The 23,911-nt window shown below is 34.2% G+C and carries 21 protein-coding genes and 2 pseudogenes; 6 read left to right on the forward strand and 17 right to left on the reverse strand.

All coding sequences use genetic code 11. The features are described from left to right. Nucleotides 1-67 precede the first annotated feature (67 nt). The 7 genes and pseudogenes from rbfA to rimP all read right to left on the reverse strand — a co-directional run bounded on the left by rbfA (nt 68) and on the right by rimP (nt 4,980). On the reverse strand, nt 68-421 hold the full coding sequence (gene rbfA / locus ACODH8_RS00305; protein ID WP_332464874.1) for a 30S ribosome-binding factor RbfA: 354 nt from the start codon (nt 419-421) through the stop codon (nt 68-70). A 24-nt stretch (nt 422-445) separates the two neighbouring features. Continuing rightward, nucleotides 446-2,419: pseudogene (gene infB / locus ACODH8_RS00310) on the reverse strand (translation initiation factor IF-2); the annotation flags it as partial. A gap of 194 nt (nt 2,420-2,613) precedes the next feature. Beyond that, nucleotides 2,614-2,722: pseudogene (locus tag ACODH8_RS00315) on the reverse strand (translation initiation factor IF-2 N-terminal domain-containing protein); the annotation flags it as partial. A 12-nt stretch (nt 2,723-2,734) separates the two neighbouring features. Continuing rightward, nucleotides 2,735-3,043, reverse strand: coding sequence for a YlxQ-related RNA-binding protein (locus ACODH8_RS00320; RefSeq protein WP_332464876.1), 309 nt, complete (start codon nt 3,041-3,043; stop codon nt 2,735-2,737). Further along, nucleotides 3,033-3,332, reverse strand: a complete 300-nt coding sequence (rnpM, locus tag ACODH8_RS00325; RefSeq protein ID WP_332464877.1) for an RNase P modulator RnpM — start codon at nt 3,330-3,332, stop codon at nt 3,033-3,035. Before rnpM ends, ACODH8_RS00320 begins: the two co-directional genes overlap by 11 nt. Before the next feature lie 18 nt (nt 3,333-3,350). Next, nucleotides 3,351-4,484, reverse strand: a complete 1,134-nt coding sequence (gene nusA / locus ACODH8_RS00330; RefSeq protein WP_332464878.1) for a transcription termination factor NusA — start codon at nt 4,482-4,484, stop codon at nt 3,351-3,353. Between the two features lie 22 nt (nt 4,485-4,506). Further along, complete coding sequence (gene rimP, locus ACODH8_RS00335) at nt 4,507-4,980, reverse strand: ribosome maturation factor RimP (RefSeq protein ID WP_332464879.1); 474 nt, start codon at nt 4,978-4,980, stop codon at nt 4,507-4,509. Nucleotides 4,981-5,201: 221 nt separating this feature from the next. Between rimP and ACODH8_RS00340 the strand changes: the two genes are divergently transcribed. Further along, nucleotides 5,202-6,032: a metallophosphoesterase gene (locus ACODH8_RS00340; protein WP_332464880.1), complete on the forward strand. Its 831-nt coding sequence runs from the start codon at nt 5,202-5,204 to the stop codon at nt 6,030-6,032. An 18-nt stretch (nt 6,033-6,050) separates the two neighbouring features. Here ACODH8_RS00340 and ACODH8_RS00345 read toward each other — a convergent pair whose 3' ends face one another. The 9 genes from ACODH8_RS00345 to rpsB all read right to left on the reverse strand — a co-directional run bounded on the left by ACODH8_RS00345 (nt 6,051) and on the right by rpsB (nt 18,432). Then, the gene (locus tag ACODH8_RS00345; protein WP_332464881.1) at nt 6,051-10,385 is read right to left on the reverse strand and encodes a PolC-type DNA polymerase III; all 4,335 of its coding nucleotides are present in this window, start codon (nt 10,383-10,385) and stop codon (nt 6,051-6,053) included. A 76-nt stretch (nt 10,386-10,461) separates the two neighbouring features. After that, complete coding sequence (locus ACODH8_RS00350; RefSeq protein ID WP_332464882.1) at nt 10,462-12,162, reverse strand: proline--tRNA ligase; 1,701 nt, start codon at nt 12,160-12,162, stop codon at nt 10,462-10,464. Between the two features lie 28 nt (nt 12,163-12,190). Further along, entirely contained in the window at nt 12,191-13,459 is a 1,269-nt protein-coding gene (gene rseP / locus ACODH8_RS00355; protein WP_332465022.1) for an RIP metalloprotease RseP, read from the reverse strand. 30 nt (nt 13,460-13,489) lie between these two features. After that, on the reverse strand, nt 13,490-14,278 hold the full coding sequence (locus ACODH8_RS00360; protein ID WP_332464883.1) for a phosphatidate cytidylyltransferase: 789 nt from the start codon (nt 14,276-14,278) through the stop codon (nt 13,490-13,492). A 16-nt stretch (nt 14,279-14,294) separates the two neighbouring features. Then, on the reverse strand, nt 14,295-15,074 hold the full coding sequence (locus tag ACODH8_RS00365) for an isoprenyl transferase (protein ID WP_332464884.1): 780 nt from the start codon (nt 15,072-15,074) through the stop codon (nt 14,295-14,297). Nucleotides 15,075-15,241: 167 nt separating this feature from the next. Further along, a complete protein-coding gene (gene frr, locus ACODH8_RS00370; RefSeq protein WP_332464885.1) occupies nt 15,242-15,799 on the reverse strand; it encodes a ribosome recycling factor in 558 nt (185 codons plus the stop codon). 1 nt (nt 15,800) lies between these two features. Further along, complete coding sequence (gene pyrH, locus ACODH8_RS00375) at nt 15,801-16,523, reverse strand: UMP kinase (RefSeq protein ID WP_332464886.1); 723 nt, start codon at nt 16,521-16,523, stop codon at nt 15,801-15,803. A gap of 126 nt (nt 16,524-16,649) precedes the next feature. Continuing rightward, on the reverse strand, nt 16,650-17,531 hold the full coding sequence (gene tsf / locus ACODH8_RS00380; RefSeq protein WP_332464887.1) for a translation elongation factor Ts: 882 nt from the start codon (nt 17,529-17,531) through the stop codon (nt 16,650-16,652). Nucleotides 17,532-17,649: 118 nt separating this feature from the next. Further along, on the reverse strand, nt 17,650-18,432 hold the full coding sequence (rpsB, locus tag ACODH8_RS00385) for a 30S ribosomal protein S2 (protein ID WP_332464888.1): 783 nt from the start codon (nt 18,430-18,432) through the stop codon (nt 17,650-17,652). A 248-nt stretch (nt 18,433-18,680) separates the two neighbouring features. Here rpsB and ACODH8_RS00390 point away from each other — a divergent pair, with 248 nt between their 5' ends. Further along, nucleotides 18,681-19,304, forward strand: coding sequence for a histidine phosphatase family protein (locus tag ACODH8_RS00390; RefSeq protein ID WP_332464889.1), 624 nt, complete (start codon nt 18,681-18,683; stop codon nt 19,302-19,304). A gap of 74 nt (nt 19,305-19,378) precedes the next feature. Next, the gene (locus tag ACODH8_RS00395) at nt 19,379-19,948 is read left to right on the forward strand and encodes a hypothetical protein (protein WP_332464890.1); all 570 of its coding nucleotides are present in this window, start codon (nt 19,379-19,381) and stop codon (nt 19,946-19,948) included. Between the two features lies 1 nt (nt 19,949). Here the strand turns inward: ACODH8_RS00395 and ACODH8_RS00400 are convergent, their stop codons facing one another. Further along, nucleotides 19,950-21,308 (reverse strand): hypothetical protein, encoded by a 1,359-nt coding sequence (locus ACODH8_RS00400; RefSeq protein WP_332464891.1) that lies wholly within the window; start codon nt 21,306-21,308, stop codon nt 19,950-19,952. 120 nt (nt 21,309-21,428) lie between these two features. On the opposite strand from ACODH8_RS00400, the gene ACODH8_RS00405 reads away from it, so the two are divergent. The 3 genes from ACODH8_RS00405 to ACODH8_RS00415 all read left to right on the forward strand — a co-directional run bounded on the left by ACODH8_RS00405 (nt 21,429) and on the right by ACODH8_RS00415 (nt 23,839). Then, entirely contained in the window at nt 21,429-22,181 is a 753-nt protein-coding gene (locus tag ACODH8_RS00405) for a MerR family transcriptional regulator (protein ID WP_332464892.1), read from the forward strand. Between the two features lie 65 nt (nt 22,182-22,246). Continuing rightward, nucleotides 22,247-22,873, forward strand: coding sequence for an MBL fold metallo-hydrolase (locus ACODH8_RS00410; RefSeq protein ID WP_332465023.1), 627 nt, complete (start codon nt 22,247-22,249; stop codon nt 22,871-22,873). Nucleotides 22,874-23,005: 132 nt separating this feature from the next. After that, complete coding sequence (locus tag ACODH8_RS00415; protein ID WP_332464893.1) at nt 23,006-23,839, forward strand: undecaprenyl-diphosphate phosphatase; 834 nt, start codon at nt 23,006-23,008, stop codon at nt 23,837-23,839. The last annotated feature ends 72 nt before the right edge of the window (nt 23,840-23,911 follow it).

Here is a 23,911-nt window from a genome sequence, read left to right on the forward strand (position 1 = left end):
TTAACATAGAATGACTAATAAAAAAACAAGAGGTTAACTAATTCAAGTTAACCTCTTGTTTGATTGATTAATATTCGCTTTTGTTAAGATTTCTAAGTAAGTCATCAATATGATTTCCATATTGAACTGAGCTATCTAATTCAAAAATCAATTCAGGTGTTTTATAGATACTTAAACGATGTCCTAATTCACGACGAATCAAGCCACTTGCTTTTTCTAACCCTTTTTGAATTTTTTCTCTTTCAGACGCTTTGTCTCCTAAAGAACTATAATAAATAGTTGCTTGTTGTAAGTCTCCAGTAACTCTTACTTCAGTAATAGTAATTTCTGCTACTCGAGGATCTCTTACTTTTTTCTTTAAGATATCATTAACTTCTCTTAAAATTTCTTGAGCTACTCGGCGGTCACGATAGTTTGCCATCGTAGTTCCTCCTTTATGTTACCTTTATTTTCTTTTAACTTCTTCCATGATGAAACCTTCGATAATATCATCAACTTTAACATCGTTATATTTATCGATCATTGCACCACATTCGAAACCAAGTTTAACTTCTTTTGCATCGTCTTTGAATCGTTTCAAGCTTGCTAATTCACCTTCATGAATAACAATACCATCACGGATTAAACGAACGCCACTTTCACGACGAATAAATCCTTCAGTTACGTAACAACCAGCGATTGTTCCGACTTTAGAAACAGAGTATGTTTCACGAATAACCATTTGCCCAGTAATTTTTTCAACAAATTCAGGATCTAACATACCTTGCATTGCTGTTTCAATTTCTTCAATTACTTTATAAATGATTCTGTGTAGACGAATATCAACGCTTTCTTGCTCAGCTTGTTGTCTAGCTTGAGGTGTAGGTCTTACGTTAAATCCTACAATAATTGCGTTACTTGCTGATGCTAAAGTAATATCACTTTCGTTAATTGCTCCTACAGCAGAGTGAACGATTTTGACACGTACGCCTTCAACGTCGATTTTATTTAAACTTGCACCTAAGGCTTCAGCTGAACCTTGAACGTCAGCTTTAATAATAACGTTAACTTCTTTCATTTCACCGTCTTTTAGACTTTCAAATAAATTGTCTAAAGTCACACGTTGAGAAACAGAACGTTGCTCTAATAAAGCACGTTTTGCTCTTTCTTCACCAGCTGAACGAGCTGTTTTTTCGTCTTCAAATGTTACAAAACGATCTCCAGCTTGAGGCACATCATTTAATCCAGTGATTTCAACTGGAGCTGCTGGACCAGCTTCTTTGTCACGACGACCAATATCATTCGTCATCACACGAACACGTCCATGAGTGTTACCTACAACAATCGGATCACCAACGTGTAGTGTTCCTTGTTGAACAAGTAAAGTAACAATAGGTCCTTTACTCTTATCTAAACGAGCTTCAATAACAGTACCAATTGCTCTTTGAGTTGGATCTGCTTTTAAATCTTCTACTTCAGAAACAAGTAAAACCATTTCTAATAATTCTTCAATATTTTCACCGAATTTAGCTGAGATTGGTACAAAGATTGTATCTCCACCCCAAGCTTCTGGAATTAATCCATGTTCAGATAATTCTTGCATCACGCGATCTGGATTAGCTGTTGGTTTATCAATTTTGTTTACAGCAACAATAATTGGTACACCTGCTGCTTTAGCATGGTTAATCGCTTCAACTGTTTGAGGCATAACCCCATCATCAGCTGCTACAACTAAGATTGTAATATCAGTGATACTTGCTCCACGAGCACGCATACTTGTAAACGCCGCATGTCCTGGTGTATCTAAGAAAGTAATTGTTTTGCCACTAGCTTCAATTTGATAAGCACCAATATGCTGAGTAATTCCTCCAGCTTCACCTAATGATACTTTTGTGTTTCTTAATGTATCTAAAAGTGTTGTTTTACCGTGGTCAACGTGTCCCATGATAGTTACAACTGGCGGGCGGTTAACTAAGTTATCTTCGTTAATAGCTTCACCTTCGAAGAATTTATCAATATCAGCTACATCTTCTTGTATTTTTTCTTCAGCATTAATACCATAGTCAGCTGCTAAAATTTCAATTGTATCTTTATCTAAAGGTTGGTTTTGGTTAACCATAACACCTAACATAAATAACTTTTTGATAATCTCTGCAGGCTCACGGTAGATTTTTTTAGCAATATCAGCTACGTTCATACCTTCTGTATAAACTAATACTTCAGGCAACTCTTTAAACTTACGTGCTGGTACAGCTGGTTTATTAGATGCTGGGTATTTTTTCTTACCTTTTCGATTCTTTTTATTGAAACGGTTATTAGGATTTTGGAAACCAGTTCCACGTCCTTTATTGTTGCTGTTCCCTTTAAAGTTACTATTTCCTTGAGGTTTGTTTTGGTCACTCTTTTGGTTAGAGTGTGGTTGAGAGTTTGTGTTACTTGTTTTTGGTTTACTTGTATTACTCGGTTTATTTGTATTACTTGGTCGATTTTGTTCTTGTTTATTCACAGGCATTTCCTTACTAGTTGATTTATTTTCTACTGGTGTAGAATGAGTTGTTTCTTTTTTTGTTACTTTTTTAGTTTCTTTGTTTACTAGGGTGTTCTTAATTTTCACAATATCAGAATCAGCTAAGGTACTCATATGATTTTTCACATTGATTCCTATTGATTGAGCTTTTTCTACAATATGTTTACTTGATATATCCAATTCTTTGGCTAGTTCGTATACACGTTGTTTACTCATATCATCACCATCCTATTCTTCTGTCATTAATTCACGCATCTTTCTAGCAAATCCATTGTCAACAACACCTAAAATGGCACGACTTTTTCCAATAGCGTAACTTAATTCAGCTTTCGTACAAGCGACCATCATAGGGGTCTCATAATAAGCGCATTTATCGCTAAACTTTTTTATCGTTCCTTCACTTGCATCACTTGCAACAATTACTAATCTAACTTGTTGTTTTTTAACAGTTTTAAGTGTGGTCTCATCTCCAGAAATTAGCTTACCCGCTTTAGTAGCTAATCCTAAAAGATTTAAAAACTTATCTTTATTTGTCATGGCCAAACAGCTCTCTTCTTGCTTTTTGACGAGTAACGTAATCTAAAAGTTCTTGATAAAAACTATCGTCTAACTTTGTTTCTAGAACTCGGTCTAAAACTTTATTATCCCAGCTGAGCTGAACAATTTCAGGCTCCATAGAAAGATAAGCACCTCTTCCAGATAATTTACCTGTCGGGTCTATAGCAACGTCTCCTTCTTTAGAACGAACGATACGAATCATTTCTTTTTTCGGTTTCATTTCATTAGACGCCACACATTTTCTCATTGGAATTTTTCTAGGTTTCATCTATTTCGCCTCCTAATCCTACTCTTCTGTATTTTCTACTTCTTCTACGGCAACAAAAGTCATTGCGTCTTCAACGTCAACGATTTCTGATTCTTGTACATCCTGTTCTACTTGTCTTTCATTCCACTCAGATTCAGGTTTGATGTCGATTTTGAATCCAGTTAATTTAGCTGCTAAACGAGCATTTTGTCCACGTTTACCAATCGCTAATGATAATTGGAAGTCAGGTACAACAACGGTACAAGCTCTTTGAGTTTCATCGAAAACAACATCTACTACTTGGGCTGGATTTAGTGCATTAGCAATAAATACTGCTGGATCTTCGTTCCACTCAACGATATCCATGTTTTCACCTTTTAATTCATTAACAATCGCTTGAACACGTTGTCCTTTAGGTCCAACACAAGTTCCTACTGGATCGATATCAGGGTTTTCTGATTTAACAGCAACCTTAGCACGGTCCCCAGCTTCACGAGCGATACTTACGATTTCAACATCTCCATCATATACTTCTGGAATTTCTTGTTCAAACAAACGTTTTAATAGATCTGGATGGCTACGACTCACATAAACTTGAGGTCCTTTAGATGTGTTTTCAACTTTATGAATGTACACTTTGATACGGTCAAATGGTTGATACACTTCATTTGGAATTTGATCATGTTTTGAAAGTACCGCTTCAATTTTACCTAAGTTAACATAGATGTAACGGCTATCTTGTCTTTCAACAATTCCTTGCATAATTTCATTCTCGTATTCACTGAATTCATTATAAATAATTGAACGTTCTGCTTCTCTAACGCGTTGTAAAATAACTTGTTTAGCTGTTTGAGCAGCAATACGTCCAAAATCTTTAGGTGTTACTTCAAAACGAATCGTATCACCAATTTCATAAGCTGGGTTTACTTTTACTGCTTCTTCTAAGCTTACTTCTAATTGAGAATCCATTACTTCTTCAGTTACTTCTTTAACTGAAAAAATATGAACGTCACCTTTCTTCTCATCGAACTCAACTTCAACGTTTTGAGCTTGTCCGTAGTGACGTTTGTATGCAGAAATCATTGCTGCTTCTAAGGCTTCAATAACAATTGCTTTTGAGATACCTTTTTCAGTTTCTAAAGCGTCTAGTGCGCCTAACATTTCCTTGTTCATGATTCTTTCTTAACCTCCATTATTAAAATTGAATTGCAAGTCTTGCTTTTGCAATGTTTTTACGATCAAAGACCATTGTTTTTTCTTGAGTCTTTATTTTCACGCGCAACGTTAATTCAGCCTCATCAAAGCTTTCTAAGAAACCTTGAAATTGTTTTTCACCTTCAACTGCTTGGTAAAATGATATATTTATATACTCGCCGATAGCTTTACTATAGTCGTCTTCTTTCTTTAAAGGGCGCTCTGCTCCTGGAGAAGACACTTCTAAGAAGTACGCTTGGGGAATTGGGTCAGGTTCAATCGTATCTAATTTTTCACCTAACTTTTCACTTACAAGAGCACACTCATTGATATCAATACCACCTGTTTTATCAATAAATACTCGTAAAAACCAATTTTTCCCTTCTTTTACGTACTCTACATCGACTAACTCAAATGTTAGTTCATCCAAAACTGGAGTTACCAAATCTGTCACGATTTCAACAACGTTTGCCAATTTTTCGTCGCCTCCTTTAAAGTTTTTATGCAATTCATCAAAAAGAGTGAGCGTCTGCACGCTCACTCCTCACAAATATCTTACAAAGTTATTCTAACATGTTTAAACTTAAAAAACAAATACTACTGACTCTTGATTAAAGTTTTATTAAGACTGTTATTTTTAAAACTTATTTAATCTTTTTCTGATAAGATGAATTTTCAAGTTAAAGGAGTGACTTTATGAAACGATTTAAAACAATCACTTTAGCTAGTCTTCTACTAGGTACAGCCTTTTTTCTAGAAGGATACCGAGAAAATAGACAGCTTGAAAAGAGTTTTTATACCATTGAAAGCTCTAAACTAAAAAAAGAAAAGAGTCATATAAAAATAGCACATCTTTCAGATACTCAATTTCCAAGATTACGAGTACCAATGTCTAAACTGTTAAGTTGCCTTGAAAATGAGCAACCTGATTTAATACTCTATACTGGAGATACTATTGATAGAACTGAAAATATTAAAACCACAGAGTTAACTTATTTTCTAAAAAAGGTGACAAAAATTGCTCCAACATATATAGTATCAGGCAATCACGAAACATCTCATCCTAATTACAATGAGTGGCATGATATTGTAATAAATAGTGACGCTAAGCTGCTAGAAAATGAAGTAGTGCACCTTACTATTAAAAATGAACAGATTCAGCTTGTAGGTTTTAGTGAATCCTCTACTAAGCTTCCTGCTGATGAGAAACAAAAAATTGATAGCTCTCTTGAGACGCTCGTATTGGCTCACCACCCAGAAAAAATAGAAGAATACATTCATTATTTATCGCCTACTTCGATAACGACTTTTAGCGGACATGCTCATGGTGGGCAAATACAGATTCCTGGAGTCGGTGGTTTATTCTCACCTAATCAAGGCTTTTTACCTGAGTATACTGATGGACTTTATGATTTAAATGACAATCATCTAATTGTTAGTCGTGGTTTAGCTAATAGTAGTTTTCCAACTCGTATTAATAATTATCCGCACTTAATTTTTACCACCTATATAAAGAAAAAAGGATGAGTTCACTCATCCTTTTTCTTATAACATATCAAATAATGATAATTGGTTTTCATCTGGTAAATCTTTTAGAACACCTTGCTCTGTTAAATATTCAATAATAGTCTTGGATACTTTTCCACGAGTCGCTAAATCTTCTTTAGATAGAAACTTACTTTCCTCACGGGCAATAACAATTTGTTTGGCCACGTTGGCTCCTAAACTAGGTACTGAACGGAAAGGTGCAATTAATGTATCCCCTTCAATAATAAAGTTTTCTGCATCAGATTTATACAAATCAACCATTCCTATTTTTAGGCCACGCTCAAGCATCTCATTCGCAAGCTCAAGAACCGTTAATAAGTTCTTCTCTTTTGTTGAAGCATCCATTCCTTTATCCGTAATTTCCTTAATCGCAGCTTTTGTTGCATCTTTTCCTTTTGCCATTGCAGCAATGTCAAAATCATCAGCACGAACACTAAAATAAGCTGCATAATAAAGAATTGGAAAATGAACCTTGAAGTAAGCAACGCGTAAAGCCATTAATACATAGGCTGCCGCATGAGCTTTAGGGAACATGTACTTGATTTTTAGACAAGAATCAATATACCACTCAGGAACATTATTATCTCGCATTTCCTTCTGCCAATCATCAGGGATTCCTTTACCTTTACGAACGCTCTCCATGATTTTAAAGGCAATCCCATCTTCAAGACCTGCATGCATTAAATAAACCATAATATCATCACGACAACCAATTACTTTGGCTAAAGTTGCTTCACCGCGTTTGATTAACTCATCCGCATTTCCTAACCATACATCGGTTCCGTGAGATAATCCTGAAATTTGTAGTAACTCAGAGAACGTTGTGGGGTGTGTTTGTTCTAACATCCCACGTACAAATTTTGTTCCAAACTCAGGAATTCCTAAAGTTCCAGTTTTAGAATAAATTTGTTCTGGCTTCACACCTAAAACATCAGGTCCTGCAAAGATCTTCATGACTTCTGGATCATCTGTTGGAATCGTCTTTGGATCAATTCCTGACAAGTCTTGTAACATCCTAATAACGGTCGGATCATCATGTCCTAAGATATCTAATTTCAACACATTATCATGAATCGAATGGAAATCAAAGTGAGTTGTGCGCCATTCAGCATTTTGATCATCAGCTGGGTATTGAATGGGCGTAAAGTCATAGACATCCATGTAATCTGGGATAACAATAATTCCCCCCGGATGCTGACCGGTAGTTCTTTTAACACCGGTTGAGCCTTTAGCTAAACGATCTATTTCAGCAGCTCTAAAGTTAAAGTTATTGTCTCGTTCATATCCTTTAACAAAACCATAAGCTGTTTTATCAGCTACTGTACCAATTGTTCCTGCTTTATAAACATAGTCCTCACCAAACAATACTTTCGTGTAGTTATGAGCTGTTGACTGATAAACACCTGAGAAGTTTAAATCAATATCAGGTACTTTATCTCCGTGGAATCCAAGGAACGTCTCAAAAGGAATATCGTGACCATCTTTAAATAGACGCGCACCACATGTTGGACATTCTTTTTCAGGTAAGTCAAAACCAGAACCATAAGATCCATCTTCGAAAAACTCTGAATATTGACATTCAGGACAGCGGTAATGAGGTGGTAAAGGATTAACTTCTGTAATCCCAGTCATTGTCGCTACAAAACTAGAACCTACTGACCCACGAGAACCTACTAAGTAACCATCTTGAAGACTTTTATGCACCAATTTTTGAGAAATCAAGTAAATTACAGAGAACCCATTCCCATTAATACTTTTCAGTTCTTTTTCAATTCGTTTCACTACAATTTCAGGTAGTTCCTCACCATATAAACGATGGGCTTCTGTATAACTTAGATTGGTTATCTCATCTTCAGAACCCTCAATTTTAGGTGTATACAAATCTTTTTTCACTGGAACAACTTCCTCAATCATATCAGCAATTAGATTAGTATTATCCACGACTACTTTTTGAGCCACGTCTTTACCTAAGAAAGCAAACTCTTCTAACATCTCATTTGTCGTTCTAAATTGTACATCTGGAAGTGAATAACGATTTAAAGGATTCGCTCCCCCCATAGAATTAATTAAAATTTTACGGTAAATCGCTTCTTCTTCGTCAATATAATGAACATTTCCTGTTGCTACGACTGGTTTATTTAACTCGTCACCAATTTTAACTAAGTTTTGAATAATGTCTTCCATATCTTCATTGTTTTTAACTAATTCTGCTTCAATTAATGGGGCATAGACAGGTTTAGGCATGATTTCAATATAATCATAAAACTTCGCTCTTTTTTTAGCTTCTTCCACACCTTTTTGCATCATCGCTTCAAAAATTTCACCTTTACTACAAGCAGATCCTATTATTAGTCCTTCTCTTAGTTCAGATAATTTTGAGCGTGGAATTCTTGGGACACGGTAATAATAATCCACATTCGACATGGAAATAAGTTTAAACAGATTTTTTAAACCATCTTGTGTTTTTGCTAAAATAGTTACATGGAACGGACGTGCTCGTTTGTAAGCATCTCCCTCTCCAATGTGTTGATTGAATTCATCATGATACTCAACACCAAAGTCCTCTTTAGCTTTTTTTACAAATAGCCAACATAGATGCCCCGTTGCTTCTGAATCATAAACGGCACGGTGATGCTGTTCTAAATTAATGTTGTACTTTTTAGATAAAGTATTTAATCTATGAGACTTCATTTCTGGATGTAATAATCTTGAAAGTTCTAATGTATCAATAACTGGATTTGGTGCTTCTGGCATTTCATACTTTTCATAACTTGTATTTAAGAACCCCATATCAAAACTAGCATTATGGGCTACTAAAATGTCATCTCCACAAAATTCTTTAAAGAGTTGTAACACTTCTTTTTCTGACTTAGAACCTCTGACCATTTCGTCTGTAATACCTGTTAAATTAATCGTTGTTTGAGAAAGAGGGTGACCAGGGTCAATGAACTCTTCAAAGGTTTCAATAACGTTACCTTTATGCATCTTTACAGCAGCTAACTCAATAATCGTATCGTAAACAGCTGACAAACCAGTTGTCTCAACGTCAAATACAATATAGTTAGCATCAGTTAATTCGATATGTTTTGGATTATATGCAATAGGAACACCGTCATCCACCACATTAGCCTCTAAACCAAATATGACTTTGACGCCATGTTTTTGGCCTGCGTGATACGCATCAGGGAAAGCTTGAGCACCGGCATGATCGGTAATTGCTATGGCGGGCATGCCCCATTTTCCAGCTTGAGCTACCAGTTTAGTCGCACCATTTACAGCATCCATTGTACTCATATTAGTATGGGCATGAAGCTCAACCCTTTTATTATTTTCTGGTTCTGTATCTTGTCTTGTTGCGTGCTTTACTTCTATTAAATCTTGACAGTTCATGACTAAATCCCGCATGAAAGTATCTTCCTGAATACTACCTCTCACTTTAAGCCATGATCCTTCTTTAATGGCCTCAAAAACAGCCACATCTTTTTCGTTATTAGAAAACTTTTTAACAGAGAAAGAAGATGTATAATCGGTCATTTTAATTATTAAGATTTTTCTTCCTGAACGTAAATCACGAACTTCTTTAGAGAATACATAGCCCTCTAAAGTGACACGGCGCTCTTCTTCAAAAATATTTCCCATAGGTGTGATCATCTCATCTGCTGGAATCGAACGACCTAACTGAATTGGACCTGATAGAGGAGCAACTTCAGCTTTCTGTTTTTGCTGTTGCTCATTTTTTTCAATCGCTTGAGCTGCCTGAGCCATCATTTGTTTAGTTTGTTCTTCTTGTCTTGCATCAAAGGCTTTTTTGATTTCAATCGCTTTAGCTTCATCCATTTTAGGTTGGAACTTAAATTTAGGAAAGCCAAATTTTTGATAACTATCAACAATAAATGATGCATATTGTTGTGAGATATAATCACTCATCCCTTGATTCTCTACTAAGAGAACCACATCTTTTCCTTCTAAAAAAGGAGCTTGAGTTGCCAATCTTTGTCTAACAACTGGTGTCACACAGTTTTCGTCTTTCAAAACTTCTAACCAATAGTCTTGTAACAATTGGTCAGTCATTTGAGGATTAGTTGTCATAATAGTTACTTTGACATTTGCAATCGATTGAAAAGCCATTACTAACCGATTCATAAATTCTTGATAAAAAGTAAAAGGTAAAATTTCAGGAAATATTAAATGAAATTCCCACAACTTACTCTTTTTGTGAACAGTTACTTCTTTTATTTCAGCCTCATCTAAAAATCTAGAGGTGCTTTCTGTCTTTTCAACGCCAATCTGATTTAATAATTGAGAAAATAATTCTTTAGAATTCATTGCCATTCAATTATGCCTCACTTTCTCATCTAGTTTACATGAAAAAGGACCTTAGCAAAAGGGTTGCTAAAGATCCTTTTATTTAATTATTTAAAATGCTTAATGTTTGGAATAGTTCTTCTCTTCTAACTTCTAACATTTCATCGGTTTTTTTGATTTTAACTTCAACAATACCTTCTTCAGCTTTTTTACCAATCGTAATTCTAAATGGTGCTCCCACTAAATCAGCATCTTTGAATTTAACGCCAGGACGTTCTTTTCGATCATCCAATAAAGTATCTAAACCTTGTAACGCCATCTCAGCTTCAATCTCTAATGCTAAAGCCCACTGAATCTCATCTTTGGGATTAATCGGAATAATATGAGCATCAAAAGGAGCAATCCCTTTTGGCCAATTAATACCTGATTCGTCTGCATATTGTTCAGCTATAGCTGCAAGTAAACGACTGACACCAATTCCGTAACATCCCATTTGAACTGGAATTTCGCGACCGTTTTCATCTAAAACAGTTGCGCCCATTTTTTCACTGTAAAATGTGCCCAATTTAAATATATGACCTAATTCGATCCCACGAGCAAATTTTAAAGAGCCTTGTCCATCTGGTGAAGGTTCTCCTTCTTGTACTAATCTGAAATCCTCAAATGCTTCAACTGTAAAATCACGACCAGCTGTCACATTCATTATATGAAAACCATCCTCATTAGCTCCAACTACACTATTAGCTAAATCTTCCACATAATAGTCTGCTACTAATTTGATATCTTCTGATAAGCCAACAGGACCTAAAGAACCAAAGTTAGCTCCTAAGTATTTTTGTGCTTCTTCTTCTGTTGCTACTTCTAAAAAGTCTGCATTTAAATAATTTTTTAGTTTCACTTCATTTAGTTCATGGTCTCCACGTAATAAAACCATCACAGGAGTGCCATCTGCCATTAATAGTAGTGATTTGATTGTTTTTTCTGTAGGCATATCTAGATGCTCTGCTAATTCTTGGATAGTTCCAATATTAGGAGTTGCAATCTTCTCTTGTTCTAAAAGAGGTTCATGAGATTTTTTACCTGTGTATAGACTAGTAGCCATTTCTAAGTTAGCAGAATAATCACTACCATCTGAATAAACGACAGTATCTTCACCAATTTCAGAAATTCCCATAAATTCTTTAGAATCATTACTTCCCATTGCCCCACCATCACCAATAATCACTCGGTAATCAAGACCACATTTTTCAAAAATATTCATATAAGCCTGTTCGAAATCTCTAAATCCTTCGTCTAGACTTTCTTTAGAACTATGGAAAGAATAGGCATCTTTCATGATAAATTCACGGCCACGAAGCAAACCAAATCGAGGACGTTTTTCATCTCGATATTTGGGTTGAATTTGATAAAGTGAAATTGGTAACTTTTTGTATGAACTAATTTCATTTCGAATTAAATCTGTAAATGTTTCTTCGTGGGTAGGACCTAATAAAAAATCTTTGCCATTTGAATCATTTAGTTTCAATAGAGCATCACCATAAGTTTCATAACGACCTGACTCTTTCCATAACTCAGCTGGTACAACTGCAGGTAATAACATCTCATTAGCACCAATTTTATCAAATTCTTCGCGCATAATACTTTCTAATTTCTTAATAACACGAAATGCTAATGGTAAATAGCTATAATAACCACTAGACACCTGACGAATATACCCTCCACGTAATAACATCTGATGACTAATAACTTCTGCGTCACTTGGAATTTCTCTTAGTGTCGGCATAAAAAATGTTGATTGTTTCATTTTAACAAACTCCCTTTCCCCTAACTAATTATCTAATAAAAAACCGTTGAATATCATTCCACGTTACAGCAATCATTAACAACAATAGGATACCAACACCAATCATTGTAATCATCACTTCTTTTTCTTGACTTAAAGGTTTCCCTCTTAGTCCTTCATAGATATTTAACGTTAACTTTCCGCCATCTAATCCTGGAATCGGAACTAAATTCATAATTCCTAAATTAACTGATAACATCGCTGTAAATGATAAAATAGCTATTAAACCACTATTTGAAACTTGCTCAGAAGCTTTAAAAATCATAACTGGTCCGCCTAATTTATCTAAACTAAAATCAGCTATTAAATTTCCTAAGGCTTTAAAAATCATTAATGAATTAGCTAAGGTTTCTGTTACTCCATATTTAAACTTCTCTAATAACGATAACTCTTTGAATTCTCTACCAAATCCTAAGACACCTTGTTTAGGGTCTTCTTTTGAAGCAGTCGGTACAACAGTCATTTCTGTCTTTTTACCTGCTTTATCTTCAATTACAAGTTTGACTTCTTTATTTGGATTTGGAGCTATTTCAGTTGAAACAGCTTCAAAAGTAGCTGTTTCTTTTCCGTTAACTTCAACTATTTTATCTCCTGCTTTTATACCTGCTTTTTCAGCTACACTATTTTCAACGACTTTACCAACAACATTTGAATTAGTGTAGACACCGCCTAGCATAAAAGCAACAATTGTAAATAAAACAAAAGATAAAATAAAGTTATTCATTGGACCAGCGAAGTTAGTCATCATTCTACGACCTAATGAAGCTGATTGAAATTGAACGTCTCTTGGTGCAATTTGCGTTTCAATTCCATCCTCTTCAATGATAGTTGCGTCATGAGCTACTGTAAATCTTTTCTCAGCAGATTCATCCCCATTTTCATATCCAATAATATACAAGTCATCCACTAAATCATGTTTAATTAATTCGACTGGAATACTATTAGGTAACTGAATTTTTTTATTCGGATTAATCTTCGTGACAATCCCTTCCTCATTCAACACAAGAGAAACAGGCATTCCTGGAGCAAGTTCTACTTCCTCTTCTCCTTCACCAGCCATTCTGACGTACCCACCAATTGGTAACATTCTTATCGTATAAGTTGTTCCATTTTTACGATGGTAAAACAATTTCGGTCCCATTCCAATAGCAAATTCTCTAACTAAAATGCCACCTCGTTTGGCAAAAATAAAGTGACCAAATTCATGAACAAGGACAATCAATCCAAAAACAAATATAAATGTAATTATAGTTCCGATCATTAAATTAATTCCTTCCTAAACTTAGTTCTAAAATAGTCCAACTAAATGCATTAAAGGAAAAACAAATAGTAAACTATCAAAACGGTCTAATATTCCACCATGTCCTGGTAAAATATTACCTGAATCTTTCACACCATAATGGCGTTTATAAGCAGATTGTACCAAATCTCCCATTTGCCCGACAACTGAAAATAGAGCTGTTAATGGTAACATAATCCATAAGCTATATGCCATTGGCCAAAACGATAGGTAAATAACGGCAACAATGACAGCACATAGGACTCCACCTAATGCGCCTTCAATGGTTTTATTAGGTGAAATATGTGGCGCTAATTTATTTTTTCCAAACTTCATTCCACAGAAATAAGCACCAATATCAGTTGACCAAACAACTAATAAAGCAAACATTAACACCGGAACACCAGATTCTCTAGCTAATGTGAAATTTTGAAAACCAAACCCTACATATAAGCTGACAATCACAGGAAAAGCAGCATCATCAAATGTGTAAGTATTTTTTGAAAAAACAGGGACCATTAAAATTAACATAATAATGGTATAAAATAAGGTCATATTAGTCACTGTTTCTGGTAAAAAATTAAACCAAGTTGCTCGAGGTAATACTAAAGCAACTGCTGCTAAAATAGCTAGAACTCCTTCTAAGCTCTTAATCTCTAAGCCTTTCATATTAAATAATTCATAAACACCTACTCCAGCCATAGCTGCTGCTAAAACTTGAAGCGGCATTCCTCCAATTGCGACTAACGGAATAAAGAATATTAAAGCCACAACTGCTGTAATAATACGTTGTTTCATTGTAAAATCTCCTTCATTATTTTGCTTTTACGTCTCCAAATCGACGATTTCTTGCCTGGAATGACCCGATGGCTTCATCAAAATCAGCTGTCGAAAAATCAGGCCAATATTTTTCCGTAAAAAAGAGTTCACTATACGCAATTTGCCATAATAAGAAATTACTAATTCTTTCTTCTCCACTTGTGCGAATCATTAAATCTGGATCTCTCAACTCAGGTCCTAAATCTGCAGTCATTAAGTGATTAGATAAATCTTCTTCAGTTACCTCACCATCAAGTTCTCCTGATTTAGCTAATTCAACCAGTTCATTAACTGCGGTTAAAATTTCAGCGCGGCTTCCATAATTAAGCGCAAAGTTTAAAATCATACCTGTATTATCTTTCGTTTGCTCAATCGCATTTTGAACTGCTTTCTGAGTATGAGACGGTAAGTACTCTTGATATCCCATAACTTGAACTCTCACATTTTCTTCGATTAATTCAGGTACAAACACATCAAAGAAATCAACTGGTAACTTCATTAGAAAATCCACTTCTTCAGTTGGTCTTTTCCAGTTTTCTGTTGAAAAAGCATACAATGTTAACACCTTTACCCCCATACGACTTGCATGTTTCGTAATAACCTTAACGTTGTTCATTCCTTCTTTATGTCCAGCAATGCGTGGCATCATTCTTTTTTGTGCCCATCTGCCATTGCCATCCATAATAACAGCGATATGTCGCGGCACTGGTTTACTCTTATCAAAGGTGTCAGATACACCTTCATTTTTTTGACTATTTTTAAACAAATTAAACATTAAAAAGCCCCCTAAAAGACTAAATTACTTAAACTATCTTTACTATTGTAGCAAATGCTCCTTAAAAAGCCTATATAAAAAGAAAAATATCAGATTATTTAAGAAAAACATAATTATAAAAAATAAAAATCGTGGAAAAAGAGACTTTATTCCACGACTTTGATTATTTATACTTCTAAAAGTTCTTCTTCTTTTGTTGCTACAATGCCATCAATATTTTTTGTACTAGCATCAGTTAAAGTTTGAACATCTTTTTCTAAAGTACGTAATTCATCTTCAGAAATTTCTTTTGCTTTTTCCATTTTTTTCAATTCATCTAAAGCATCACGACGAATGTTTCTTACAGCAACTTTCGCATTCTCACCGTATTTACCTACTTCTTTAGCTAACTCTTTACGACGTTCTTCTGTTAACTGAGGAATCACTAAACGGATAATTGAACCATCATTAGTTGGGCTAATTCCGATATCACTTGCTAAAATTGCTTTTTCGATATTTTCTAAAGCACTTTTATCAAATGGTGTAATCATTAATACACGTGCTTCTGGAATAGAAATTCCAGCGATTTGATTAAGTGGAGTTGGTGCTCCGTAATAATCAACTTGAATGCGGTCTAGAAGACTAGCATTAGCTCTACCTGCTCTAATTTGACCTAACTCACGAGATAAACTCTCTTCAGATTTTGTCATTTTGTCTTTAGCTTCATTTAATACTGCGTTTGCCATATTATTTCCCCCTTACAGTTGTTCCGATTTGTTCACCTAAACAAACTCGTTTGATATTACCTGGTTCATTGATATTAAACACAACTAACGGAATGTCATTGTCCATACTTAAACTACTTGCTGTTGAATCCATTACTGATAAACCTTTTGATATAACGTCTAAATGAGTTAATTCTTCAAATTTAGTTGCTGACGCATCTAATTTAGGATCAGCTGAATAAACACCATCTACATTATTTTTAGCCATTAAAATAACATCTGCATTGATTTCTACAGCTCTTAAGGCTGCTGTAGTATCTGTTGTGAAGTACGGATTACCAGTACCACCTGCAAAAATAACCACACGGCCTTTTTCTAAATGGCGAACAGCGCGACGTCTGATGTATGGTTCTGCAATTTGACGCATTTCGATCGATGTTTGGACACGAGTCGGAACGCCATGATTTTCAAGTGTATCTTGTAACGCTAAACCGTTCATTACAGTTGCTAACATACCCATGTAATCAGCTTGCGCTCTTTCCATACCCATTTCAGCGCCAATATTACCACGCCAAATATTACCACCACCTACAACGATAGCTACTTCTACACCTAATCCATGAACTTCCTTAATTTCTTTCATTAATTCATTCACGACTGGTGGGTTAATACCAAAACCTTGCTCTCCAGCTAAGGCCTCTCCACTAACTTTTAGTAATATTCTGCGATACTTTGGTTCTGTCATTATAATTCCCTCCGTTTAATATCCATCATAATTTTATCATATTATAAACAAAATTAGTCATTTTTCCCTAAAAAAAAGGAGCGCAAATATCATATTGATAATAAATGCGTTCCCATCAACTTGTTGTTATTTCATTTGGCTTGCAACTTCAGCTGCGAAATCTTCTTCACGTTTCTCGATTCCTTCACCAACTTCAAAACGTACGAAACCTTTAACAGTTCCACCTTTAGAAGCTACGAATTTTTCAACAGTCATGTCTGGATCTTTAACGAATGGTTGGTCAACTAAACAAACTTCCGCTAAGAATTTGCTCATTCTTCCCATTACCATTTTTTCTACGATGTTAGCTGGTTTACCTTCGTTTAATGCTTGTTCAGTTAAAACTTTTTTCTCATGTTCTAACTCTTCAGCAGAAACTTCGTCTTTAGTAACGTAGCGAGGGTTGATAGCTGCAACGTGCATAGCAACGTCTTTAGCTGCTTCTTCGTCAGTTGTTCCTTCTAAAGTAGTTAATACAGCGATTTTTCCGCCCATATGTAAGTAACCACCAAATGCATCGTTGTCACCTTTTTCAACGATTTCAAAACGACGGAAGCTAATTTTTTCACCGATAACTGTTTGAGCTTCGATTAAATCAGTTTCAATTGTTCCTTTTTCAGTTTTAATAGCCATTGCAGCATCCATATCAGCTGGTTTGTTAGCAGCGATTAATTCTGCAACTTCTTTAACTAAGTTTTGGAATAATTCGTTTTTAGCAACGAAGTCAGTTTCTGAGTTAATTTCAACGATTGCAGCAACGTTTCCGTTTACTGCTACGTTAGCTAAACCTTCAGCAGCGATACGGTCGTTTTTCTTACCAGCTTTAGCCATTCCTTTTTCTCTTAATAAATCAATAGCATTTTCTAAGTGTCCTTCAACTTCAACTAACGCACGTTTAGCATCCATCATACCAACACCAGTTAAGTCACGTAATTCTTTTACCATAGCGGCTGTAATTTTAGTAGACATGTATTATTCCTCCGATTGTTTTAATTAATTAACAAAAAACTGCCTTAAGCATAGAGACAAACGGCTACTTTGTTCACCTTGACCCGTAGCCTAAGACAGCCAATTTTATTTTTTAAGATTATTCAGCGTTGCTTCCTTCAACAGCTTCAACGATTTCTTCGATTGAAGATGCTTCAGTTGTTTCTTCAGCAGCGAAAGTTTCTTCACTTACTTCATCTTCACCTTGACGGCCTTCGATGAATGCATCTGCCATTTTAGCTGAGATTAATTTAACCGCGCGGATAGCGTCATCGTTAGATGGGATAACTACGTCGATTTCATCAGGGTCACAGTTAGTATCAACCATAGCCACGATTGGAATATTTAATTTATGAGCCTCTTGAACAGCAATACGCTCTTTACGAGGGTCAACGATGAACATTACATCAGGAATTCTTGGCATATCAGCGATACCGCCTAAGAATTTTTCAAGACGTTCACGTTCTTTGTTTAAACCAACAACTTCTTTTTTAGGTAGAACTTCAAAAGTTCCATCTTCTTCCATTTTGTTGATTTGTTTTAAGCGAGCGATACGTTTTTGGATAGTATCCCAGTTAGTTAAAGTTCCACCTAACCATCTGTGGTTTACATAGTATTGACCAGAGCGGATAGCTTCATCTTTAATAGCTTCTTGAGCTTGTTTTTTAGTACCTACGAATAAAGCGATTCCGCCTTCTTCAGCTACATTTCTCATGTAGTTATAAGCGTCATCTACTAAACGAACTGTTTTTTGTAAGTCGATAATGTAGATTCCGTTTCTTTCTGTGAAGATGTATCTCTTCATTTTTGGGTTCCAGCGACGAGTTTGGTGACCGAAATGTACACCAGCTTCTAGTAACTGTTTCATTGAAATTACTGCCATGTTGTGTTTCCTCCAATTGGTTTTTTGTATTTCCCTCTCAAGCTGCATCTTCTCTTAATAGAACTAAAAGTAATTTAGCACCACTATTAAAATCACAGTTGATGTGGATTAGTGTTTTTAACACCTTTATAAATATAACCTAATTACCAACATTTTACAACCATAAAGTTTATAAATACATATTTTTACTTTAAAGAAAGTTTCTACTATAATATAAATATATTAAAAATTAATTAAGGAGTGATTTTTTGACAACTTTCTATTGTGTCAGACACGGAAAAACAGAATTCAACTTAAACCGAGTATTTCAAGGTGGCCTAGCTGATTCTCCCCTATTGCCTGAAGGGATTGAAAATGCCAAAAAAGTCGGAACTTATCTCTCTGATGTAGATTTTAATGCTTGTTTTGTTAGCCCTCAAAAAAGAGCACAAGACACAGCCAAAAATATTCTACTTGGGCTTAATAATAAATTAGAGATTACTACTATTAATGATTTAAGAGAAATGGAATTTGGTATTTGGGACGGGAAGCCCGAAGAAGACTATCATCACTTGGAAGAATTTCAAAATCTGGTTCATCGTCCTCATTTATATGACCCTAGTATATGCGGAGGAGAATCTTTTGAAGAATTAATTAATAGAAGTAAGTCAGTTTTTAATCAAATTTCTAATGATTATCCTGATGGAAACATCTTAGTTGTCTCTCATGGTTTAACCTTACAAAGCTTATTAAAACATTTAGATGGTTCTTCTATCGAAGACATAAGAAGTGGACGTTTACTAGACAATACAAGTATTACTGTTATTAAATCAAAAGAAAATACAACTGATTATGAAATTGTCGACTGGAATAATACTACTCATTTAATGTAACCTTTTTGATATTTCAAAATCCTTCTTTTCATGCTAAAATGATAAAGTTCGTTTTGCGATAAGGAGTGATTAATATGACCAAAAAAATAAAAACGCTAATTTATTTTTTAGATAATTACGAATGGATCAATATAGTAAGTGTTTTAATAATGACAATAGTAAGTCTCTATCTCTTTATCAGCCATACAGCGAGTTCTGTTGAGTTAATGATTATTATTGGATTAATTGCAATATTAAAGGGCTTCTTGAATTTTAATATTTTTCTTTGTTTAGATTCTGCTGATCGAAATAATAAAAAAGGACCTATTTCTTTTGTCTATACAGCAATGGTAAACATAGGAATTGGTGTTCTTCTAATATTAAACATCATTACAAATCCAGTAATATTACTAGTTCTTTCAGCTATTTGGATGTTTTTAGATACTATTCCTTATGTACTCTATACTATTAAACACCATGTACAATTTAAAAATGCTAAAAATTATTTTATTGCTACTTTTAGTATTATTTTGTTAACTATAGTAGCCCACCTTGCCACTAGTGCAGTACATTGGTTTGGTCCTGAAAAAACAACAGCACTTTTCTTAATGCTTTCAAGTTTAAATTTATGGTTACTTATAAGAGAAAAAAAACAGTCTACTTAGTCTAGACTGTTTTTTCTTTGTTATAGGCTTTTTGCAAAATAAACAAGGCTATTAAAAATCCTGCTATTAACACAAATTTAGTCATATCCATTGTTTGAAAAGTTGATTCATCTACATTTTTGTATGTATAAGACTGCAAAATTTCATCAATTGTCACATTTTTAAATAGTAACGTCCCCACATACATCACGAACATCATAATTAATTGATGCAAAATACTCCCTACATTAGTTAATCGGTACTTAGCCAATAATCGGTAATCCTTCGGCAAATTGGCTTCTGTATAAACTAATTGATTTAACCTTAAATTTAACTGTGACGTAAAAATGGTTAATACTAAGACCCCAAAATAAAATGTATAAGACCACAACATCAATATAAAACCTAACGCTATTCCTATTGCGATAACATCCGTCACTTTATTCTCTAAAAACTTTTTAAGTAGACATGCATAAATCATCGGAGCTAAAGTTATTGCGATTAAATAAATAATGTAAATTTTATTAATCGCCATTCCACCTTCTTTAATCAGTTGATAAAAAGTACAGAAAACTAAAATGTAATTAGTTAACATTCCTTTATATATGATCATTCGTGTTTGAAGTGATGTTAAACGCCTTTCTGGTTTAGTCCGTTTCACAAAAAATAAATATAAAATAAGTAAAGTTCCTAAAAAAACAAAGAAAATAGGTAAAGATTCCGCTATACCAAGTTTTTTATCAGCTTTGATAATAAATATCACAAAAAAGCCAGTGATAAAGAAAAACAAAGTTTCAAAAACAGGATAACTAGGCTCTTCCATCTCCTCTTCGATTTCATAAGCCGGGTAAGCTCTCAAAATAAAAAGTAATAAAATAAGAGAACAACCTAAAAAGAAAAATGTCAGCGGCAATGAATTTTTTAATAATAAAAATAGAACTAAAGAATAAACAAATGCAAATCCAATCGAGTATAACTGATCTTTTTTTCCGGTTGAAAAATTATTATATGTTTTTTCATGAAACTGTACCGTTAAAAAACTTGGGTATAATAATCCCGAACAAATTCCAATTAAGGATCCGGCTATTAAACCAAAATATAAATTTAATTCATATAGGCTACCTAAAAAAGATCCAATGATCCCTATAATAATGGCAAATTGTAACAAATGATTCACTGTAACCGGTTTTAGTCTAACCAAAAATAACACCGTTGTTTTAAAACTAAAATATAATATTAAAGGCAATACATATTTATCTATATCTCGATGCTTCAAAAATAATTGAGCTAAAATCAGCACTGGAAATAAATTCATTCCATTAGTTAACACAAAAGGAATAAAACGAAGGGAAAGTAATAATTGCTGGTTTTTATTCTCCATAAGGCCCTCCTTATTTAGTTATATATTCATTATACTGATTTTATCTAAAATAAAAACTCTTTTTTAAACTTGACATTAACCTTACGTCAAGTTTTATAATCAATCTAAGAGGTGAATAAGATGTACAAAATTAAAGACTTAGCTAATTTATCAGGTGTTACAACACGAACCCTTAGATACTACGACAAAATCGACTTACTTAAACCTGCTAAAATCACTGATTCTGGTTATCGCTTATACGGTGAAGAGGAAACTAAATTATTACAAGAAATCCTCTTTTTAAAAGAACTAGATTTCTCACTTGAAGAGATAAAAGAAATTCTTTTAAACAAAGAAGTGGATCAACTGACCTTTTTTACGGCTCAACATCAAGCTTTATTAGAGAAGAAAAAACACTTAAATCATGTTATTACCTTAATGGAAAAAACAATAAAAGAAGCCAAAGGAGAATTGAAAATGACTGACTCAGAACGTTTCAAAGCTTTTAAAGAAAAAGAAATCCAAAAAAACAGATCAAAATATGGAAAAGAAGTGATTAGCAAATACGGTGAGGAATCACTTAATCAATCTGAAGAAAAATTTTTAAAACTTAGCAAAGAAGAATTATTAGAAGAACAAGTTTTAATCGAAGAAAAACTAATAAATCTATTGAAAGAAGAAGTTGTTATCCCTTCAGATACAGCATTTTCAATCTATCAACTTCATCAAAAATGGTTATCTTATACACTAGATTTAACTCCTGAAATACACATTTCTTTAGCTGAAATGTATCTTTTTGATGAACGTTTTAAAGCTTATTACGATAACAAAGCAGGTGCTGAAGCTACACAAAAACTTCATGATAGCATTCAATATTATTCAAGTGCAGATTGATTTTTTGAAAAAGTCCCCTACTTTCAGTTATAATACCTCTTATAACTAAGGAGGTACTCGAAATGATTACTGTTAAACAAATACCGACTGGTCCAATTGAAGAAAACTGTTATGTTATCCATAATGACAAGCACGCTTTAATTGTTGATCCAGGAAATGATTCACATAAAATTATTGATGAAATTACTGCCCGCGAAGTCTCACCTGTAGCAGTATTAATAACTCATGCTCATTATGACCATATTGGTGCATTAGAAGAGATTCGTTCTCACTACAACATTCCGGTTTACATTAGTCCAATTGAACAAGATTGGTTAACAGATCCTAATTTAAATTTATCTGGTCTTGTTAGACATGATGATATTCCAGATGTGGTTTGTCGTCCTTCTGAATTTGAATTTACTAATTACGAAACATATACACTTGGTGATATGACTTTCAAAGTAGTACCAACTCCTGGCCATTCTCCTGGTAGTGTTAGTTTTATCTTTGATGATTTTGTTGTAACTGGAGACGCGTTATTTAGAGGTAGTGTCGGTCGTTCTGATTTACCTATGGGAAACGGTCAACAGTTACTAGACGCTATTAGAAAAGAACTATTTACCTTACCAGAAAGTTATCGTGCCTATCCAGGTCACGGCCCACAAACGACGATTCGTCGTGAAAAAGAAACAAATCCTTTTTTTAATTAATATTGAAACTGACCTATTCACAGGTCAGTTTTTTCATCTAACAAAATTGTTAGAAAAAATGACTGGTTTTCTTTTCATTTTTCAACTAAACTATAATCATTAGTTACATTTATTTTAGAAGGGATTGGAAAAATGGATTTTATTAATATACTTAAAGTAATCTTTTTAGGGATAGTCGAAGGGATTACTGAATGGCTTCCTATCAGTAGTACTGGACATCTGATTCTATTCGATGAATTCATTAAGTTAGATGCTTCAGCAGATTTTATGAAAATGTTTAATGTAGTTATTCAACTCGGAGCTATTTTAGCCGTAGTTGTTATATACTTCAGCAAACTAAACCCCTTCTCTCCTTCAAAAACAGAAGGACAAAAGAAAGCGACATGGACTTTATGGTTTAAAGTAGCAGCAGCTTCAGTACCTGCCGCATTGATTGGTCCCTTCATTGACGATTTCTTAGAAGATAACTTTCATGACTTCTTACCTGTTGCTATCATGTTAATCGTTTATGGGGTTCTCTTTATCGTTATTGAAAACAAAAATAAAGATAAAATACCTACTACCTCAACTTTAGGTAGTCTAAGTTATCAAACAGCAATCATCATTGGACTTTTTCAAGTTCTAGCAATGGTTCCTGGTACTTCTCGTTCTGGCGCTACTATCATTGGAGCTATGATTTTTGGTTGTTCTCGTTATGTCGCAGCAGAATTCACTTTCTTTTTAGGAATTCCTGTTATGTTTGGTGCGAGTGCACTAAAAATTATCAAGTTTTTAAAAGCTGGTAATAGTTTTGATGTCACTCAAACAACTCTTTTATTAGTTGGTTCAATTGTGGCTTTTGTTGTCTCAATTATTGTTATCAAATTCTTAATGAGTTATATCAAAAAACATGATTTCAAAGTATTCGGTTGGTACCGAATCGGACTTGGAACAATCATTATCGCCTATTGGCTACTTTTCACATAAGAATCAAACTCTCCTTTATCAAAAGGAGAGTTTTTTTGTTACTTATTTATAGTCATTCTCAATGATAATGAC

This window comes from Vagococcus fluvialis, assembly GCF_048815235.1.
Lineage (GTDB): Bacteria > Bacillota > Bacilli > Lactobacillales > Vagococcaceae > Vagococcus.

Coding starts and splice junctions, on each gene's coding strand:
- ACODH8_RS00405 (WP_332464892.1), top strand. CDS start 21,429: ATGTACAAAATTAAAGACTTAGCTAATTTATCAGGTGTTACAACACGA.
- tsf (WP_332464887.1), bottom strand. CDS start 17,531: ATGTCTACTAAAATTACAGCCGCTATGGTAAAAGAATTACGTGACTTA.
- pyrH (WP_332464886.1), bottom strand. CDS start 16,523: ATGACAGAACCAAAGTATCGCAGAATATTACTAAAAGTTAGTGGAGAG.
- ACODH8_RS00395 (WP_332464890.1), top strand. CDS start 19,379: ATGACCAAAAAAATAAAAACGCTAATTTATTTTTTAGATAATTACGAA.
- ACODH8_RS00350 (WP_332464882.1), bottom strand. CDS start 12,162: ATGAAACAATCAACATTTTTTATGCCGACACTAAGAGAAATTCCAAGT.
- ACODH8_RS00365 (WP_332464884.1), bottom strand. CDS start 15,074: ATGTTTAATTTGTTTAAAAATAGTCAAAAAAATGAAGGTGTATCTGAC.
- ACODH8_RS00340 (WP_332464880.1), top strand. CDS start 5,202: ATGAAACGATTTAAAACAATCACTTTAGCTAGTCTTCTACTAGGTACA.
- rnpM (WP_332464877.1), bottom strand. CDS start 3,332: ATGAAACCTAGAAAAATTCCAATGAGAAAATGTGTGGCGTCTAATGAA.
- nusA (WP_332464878.1), bottom strand. CDS start 4,484: ATGAACAAGGAAATGTTAGGCGCACTAGACGCTTTAGAAACTGAAAAA.
- ACODH8_RS00320 (WP_332464876.1), bottom strand. CDS start 3,043: ATGACAAATAAAGATAAGTTTTTAAATCTTTTAGGATTAGCTACTAAA.
- ACODH8_RS00415 (WP_332464893.1), top strand. CDS start 23,006: ATGGATTTTATTAATATACTTAAAGTAATCTTTTTAGGGATAGTCGAA.
- frr (WP_332464885.1), bottom strand. CDS start 15,799: ATGGCAAACGCAGTATTAAATGAAGCTAAAGACAAAATGACAAAATCT.
- ACODH8_RS00345 (WP_332464881.1), bottom strand. CDS start 10,385: ATGGCAATGAATTCTAAAGAATTATTTTCTCAATTATTAAATCAGATT.
- rbfA (WP_332464874.1), bottom strand. CDS start 421: ATGGCAAACTATCGTGACCGCCGAGTAGCTCAAGAAATTTTAAGAGAA.
- rpsB (WP_332464888.1), bottom strand. CDS start 18,432: ATGGCAGTAATTTCAATGAAACAGTTACTAGAAGCTGGTGTACATTTC.
- ACODH8_RS00360 (WP_332464883.1), bottom strand. CDS start 14,278: ATGAAACAACGTATTATTACAGCAGTTGTGGCTTTAATATTCTTTATT.
- ACODH8_RS00400 (WP_332464891.1), bottom strand. CDS start 21,308: ATGGAGAATAAAAACCAGCAATTATTACTTTCCCTTCGTTTTATTCCT.